General features: G+C 38.4%; 5 protein-coding genes and 1 tRNA gene. 5 read left to right on the forward strand and 1 reads right to left on the reverse strand.

The features are described 5' to 3' along the window. The first annotated feature begins 37 nt into the window (after window positions 1-37). The 3 genes from VNJ50_RS10080 (at window position 38) to VNJ50_RS10090 (ending at window position 1,597) form a co-directional block, all read left to right on the forward strand. A tRNA-His gene (locus VNJ50_RS10080) sits at window positions 38-113 on the forward strand. 157 nt (window positions 114-270) lie between these two features. Continuing rightward, window positions 271-639, forward strand: coding sequence for an ISAon1 family transposase N-terminal region protein (locus VNJ50_RS10085; protein ID WP_325581474.1), 369 nt, complete (start codon window positions 271-273; stop codon window positions 637-639). Between the two features lie 13 nt (window positions 640-652). After that, window positions 653-1,597 carry an ISAon1 family transposase gene (locus tag VNJ50_RS10090; protein WP_325581476.1) on the forward strand — a complete coding sequence of 315 codons (945 nt, stop codon included), beginning with the start codon at window positions 653-655 and terminating at the stop codon, window positions 1,595-1,597. Here the strand turns inward: VNJ50_RS10090 and VNJ50_RS10095 are convergent. Further along, entirely contained in the window at window positions 1,594-2,442 is an 849-nt protein-coding gene (locus tag VNJ50_RS10095; RefSeq protein WP_325581478.1) for an aminoglycoside 6-adenylyltransferase, read from the reverse strand. The two genes, VNJ50_RS10090 and VNJ50_RS10095, sit on opposite strands and share 4 nt — an antisense overlap. Window positions 2,443-2,713: 271 nt before the next feature. Between VNJ50_RS10095 and VNJ50_RS10100 the strand changes: the two genes are divergently transcribed. Continuing rightward, entirely contained in the window at window positions 2,714-3,127 is a 414-nt protein-coding gene (locus tag VNJ50_RS10100; protein WP_325581480.1) for an HYC_CC_PP family protein, read from the forward strand. 143 nt (window positions 3,128-3,270) lie between these two features. After that, on the forward strand, window positions 3,271-4,670 hold a 1,400-nt coding region (locus VNJ50_RS10105; RefSeq protein ID WP_325581482.1), incomplete at its 3' end, for an efflux RND transporter permease subunit.

The raw sequence follows: 4,670 nt of genomic DNA on the forward strand, positions 1-4,670 counted from the left end.
ATTACATTTGCAGTCGCATTGCAGAATGCTGCTACATGGTGGATGTAGCTCAGTTGGTTAGAGCATCGGTTTGTGGTACCGAGGGTCGCCGGTTCGAGCCCGGTCTTCCACCCAGAATTTAAGCCTTCAAAGAAATTTGAAGGCTTTTTTTGTGGAAATAAATCAGATTTTTTTTCTAGATTTCGTAGAGTTTCATGATGTATTTAGATGAGTTTTGGATCAGTCACAAAACTTGTGGAGGGTTTCCCAATAGTTAGTATTTTAGTCTGCATGAAAGCAGAAGACATACTTAAATCCTTACTACCGGAATACCTTGTCGAATACTTCGATATTACTAAGGTTTATGAGACCCCTGATGAAACCTTGCACATTGAATTCGAAGAGAAGAATGTTATCCCGGAAGAGTTTTCAAGCCGGCAATATATTTCAAAAGGGTTTCTTCCATCGATAACCGTAGAGGACTTTCCGTTAAGGGGAAAGGCTACCAAACTGCACATAAAACGGCGACGGTGGATGGATAAGGATAGTGGCGACATACTCAAAAGAGACTGGAATTTAGTAGCAAAGGGCACTCGTATGACCACAGAGTTTGCCACTTTTTTAAAAGAGATCAGCCGATACCAAGCCTTTGGATTGTAAGACCATAGCCGAGATGTATGGTCTGGACGGAAAGAAATTTCAAAGACAGTACAAGAAGAAGATCAGCGATTTCAAGACTTGGGAAGATCGCCCGCATGCCGAGCAGTGGCTGATATTTCCCGAGAACATTACAGAGGAACTGTCGATAGATGAAGTAGCCCTGTCCGGAGGTGAGCTCTACACCGTTCTGACCTCGAAGCGGGCACGGGGACGCAAAGGATCTTTAGTAGCAATAATAAGGGGAACAAAGTCGGAAACGGTTATCGGACATCTTTTAAAGATCGACCGCAAGCTCAGGCTAAAGGTCAAAGAGATTACCCTTGATATGGCAGGGTCCATGAAGCTGATCGCTAAAACCTGTTTCCCCGCTGCAGCCCAGGTAGTGGACAGGTTCCATGTCCAGAAGTTGGCCTCGGAAGCACTTCAGGAGATACGGATAAGACATCGATGGGAAGCGATCGAACAAGAGTACAAAACTATACAGGAAGCGAAGGAGTCGGGAAGGACACATAGCCCAGAGCTTTATTCCAACGGTGATACCAAAAAGCAGTTATTGGCAAGAAGTAGGCATTTATTATACAAAAGCCCCAACAACTGGACGGAAAACCAAGTGGAAAGGGCCAGGATCTTATTCAAGCTTTATCCCGAGCTGGAGCAAGCCTACAGATTGACCAATGAACTTCGAACGATCTACAATCAGAGAATTCCGAAATCACTGGCCATGACAAGGCTCGCCCAATGGTTCAGACATATTGAGGAATCGGGGTTTAAATCGTTCAATATCCTGTTAAAGACTTTTACGGTCCATTACAAAGAGATAATAAACTACTTCGAGAAAAGAAGCACAAATGCATCGGCAGAATCGTTCAACTCTAAAATAAAGAGGTTCAGAGCCAATTTTAGAGGCGTTAGGGATAAGACCTTTTTCCTGTTCAGATTGAAGAATATTTTTGCTTAGTCCACAACTAATGTTCTTGATCCTGAGTTTTCGGCTTCATCTTGATTCCATTCAAAGTGAAGTTTTTCTGCTAACTGCTTTTGTTGCTTTTTAAATAGTTTCAACATAAGAAATAAAGCATTCCAATTATTTTCAAGATTGGCATTTGAATACGTTTTTAAAACAGCCTTATAAAGTGCTTCACTCAAAAATTTGTCAGCAAACTTGCCTGATTTTCCTGCTGAAACTTTAAAATCATGTTCACTTCCAATATGCCATTCCAAAAGTTGCCAAAACATGGGTCTCACAACAGTTTCCATCATTTCTTTCGCATAGATGATTTCTTTTCGTTTTAAGCCTTTTGCGACATACGTTGCGGTCCACCAAAATTCATTGCAAACTTCCATAAATTGCTTTTGAGTTGGTCTTTTGATGTGATAATCAACATCTGATGGCTCTGGAATAGTCTTAAACAATTGGTCTTTATCCAACAAAACAAGGGTTAAACTATCTATTTCAAAATGCGTATCGAATTTTTCATAAGGAAATAAAGTCAAGTCAATGCGATTTCCGTCATCAAAAATCATCAGAAACGTAAAGGAGAATTTTTTATGATTTTCATCTTTTCCTAATTCCATTTCGTCTGGAAGTTGTTGTAAAATTGGAGTTCCCAACAGATTGATCCAATTTCGATCATTTAAAAATTGGTCAAAATCCTTGACAATAAAAACGATATCATAATCTTGGTATGCATCTGGAGTGACCTTGGCGTTTGCTCTAGAGCCGTTTAGGATAACCGCCCTAATCCGATCATCGGTTTGTGCAATGTTTAAAATTCTAGATTGAATCTCGTCTTGTATTTTCATGGTGTCTTATAAAAGAAAATCATCGTGTTTAAAGATTTCATAAATAATTAAAACTAAACACTTTCTTAGAACGTAAAATTTGAGGAACTTCAAGATTGCCGTCTAGATCCAATAGATTTTTTTGATGACAAACTGCGTGAAATCATTGATGAAGCTAAGGATAAATCAGTCATTTGACTTTTTATAAAGAAACAACTGGTCATCTATTTCCATTATAATATATTGTTAATTAATAGTATTCTTTTTAAAAAATATTAACTTTGTGAATTGTATGAAAAAAATATTCCATAAAATAATATCTGTGTCGATGGCTATTGTAGTTTTATTTTCTACAATGTCATTTATTATTGATATGCATTATTGCGGGGATAGTTTAATGAATGTTGCCGTTTTCCATAAAGCAGAAACTTGTGGAATGGAGATGGAAAAACCAGCTTCTAAAAGCTGTAGTGTAACTGATAAAAATTGCTGTGATGATGAGCAGACTATTGTGTCTGGTCAAGATGAATTGCATGTTGCATTCAATAAAATCACTTTTGAAAAGCAATTGTTTTTCGCATCCTTTGTTTATTCTTATTTGAGTCTATTTGAAAGTGTCGATAAAAACGAAACTTCTTTTGAAGACTATAAACCACCACTCGTCATTAGGGAAATCTATAAACTAGACGAGACTTACATCATTTGATTTTAAACAGTTTCTAATCCAATTATACCTTTTGGATTGGAAAAATGCCCTTTGGTTTTACCATTTCGGGTTTATTCTATGTCGTTTAATATTCTGTATTACAGAATCTTAATCAATGTTCAACTGTTTAACAATCAATACAAATGCTAAATAAAAGCATCAAATTTCTAATAGAAAACAAGCTGGTAGCAGTCTTGTTGCTCGCACTTTTTGTAGGTATGGGAGTGGTCAATGCCCCTTTTAAGTGGGACACAGGTTTTCTACCGTCCAATCCTGTCGCGGTGGATGCCATTCCCGATATTGGCGAAAATCAACAAATTATTTACACCGAATGGGAAGGTCGATCTCCTCAGGATATTGAAGATCAAATTAGCTATCCGCTTACGACAACTTTATTGGGAATTCCGGGTGTAAAGACGATCCGTAGTTCTTCAATGTTCGGTTTTTCGAGTATCTATATTATTTTTGAAGAGGATATAGAATTCTACTGGAGTCGAAGCCGGATTTTAGAAAAACTCAATTCCCTGCCATCGGGTTTACTTCCCGAAGGCGTGAATCCATCTTTGGGTCCAGATGCTACAGGATTGGGACAGATTTACTGGTACACCTTAGAAGGTCGTGATAAAGATGGCAATGTAACAGGCGGTTGGGATTTGCACGAACTGCGTAGCATTCAGGATTACTACGTAAAATACGGACTTTCGGCAGCGAGCGGGGTTTCAGAAGTAGCGTCGATTGGCGGTTATGTTCAGGAATATCAGATTGACGTGAAACCCGAATTGATGCGTCAATACAATATCGGTTTATCTGAAATTGTCAAAGCGGTCAAGGAAAGTAATAAGGATATTGGTGCGCAAACCATGGAAATCAACCAAGTGGAATATTTGGTTCGAGGTCTGGGCTATATTAAATCGGTTGCAGATATTGAAGAAGCTGTTGTGACTTCAGAAAACTATACATCTATTCGCGTCAAGGATATTGCTAATGTAAGTTTAGGACCCGCACCACGAAGAGGAATTTTAGACAAAGAAGGTGCCGAAGTTGTAGGTGGTGTTGTTACGGCGCGTTATGGTGCCAATCCGATGGAAGTTATCAATAATGTAAAGGATAAAATAAACGAATTACATGCCGGCTTACCTTCCAAAGAACTTTCAGATGGAAGGATTTCGCAACTTACTGTTGTTCCTTTTTATGACCGATCAGAATTGATTCAGGAAACCTTAGATACGCTGGACGAAGCCTTAAGTCTGGAAATTCTTATCACCATATTTGTGATTATCATCATGGTTTTTAACCTAAGAGCTTCCGTACTTATTTCCGGATTATTACCAGTTGCGGTTTTGATGGTTTTTATTTCGATGAAATTCTTTAATGTAGATGCCAATATTGTTGCTTTATCTGGAATTGCCATTGCTATTGGAACGATGGTGGATATCGGGATTATTCTCACCGAAAATATCATCCGACATCTGGATGAAGAAAAAGAACGCTATACGAAAACTGGAATCAAACAATCGATTAACGAAGTGGTTTATAACGCAAG

This window comes from Gelidibacter sp. (assembly GCF_035577925.1).
Taxonomy (GTDB): Bacteria; Bacteroidota; Bacteroidia; order Flavobacteriales; family Flavobacteriaceae; genus Gelidibacter.

Bases quoted from the DNA above. Each gene is read 5' to 3' on its own strand.
- VNJ50_RS10085 (WP_325581474.1), top strand. From the start codon at position 271: ATGAAAGCAGAAGACATACTTAAATCCTTACTACCGGAATACCTTGTC.
- VNJ50_RS10090 (WP_325581476.1), top strand. From the start codon at position 653: ATGTATGGTCTGGACGGAAAGAAATTTCAAAGACAGTACAAGAAGAAG.
- VNJ50_RS10095 (WP_325581478.1), bottom strand. From the start codon at position 2,442: ATGAAAATACAAGACGAGATTCAATCTAGAATTTTAAACATTGCACAA.
- VNJ50_RS10100 (WP_325581480.1), top strand. From the start codon at position 2,714: ATGAAAAAAATATTCCATAAAATAATATCTGTGTCGATGGCTATTGTA.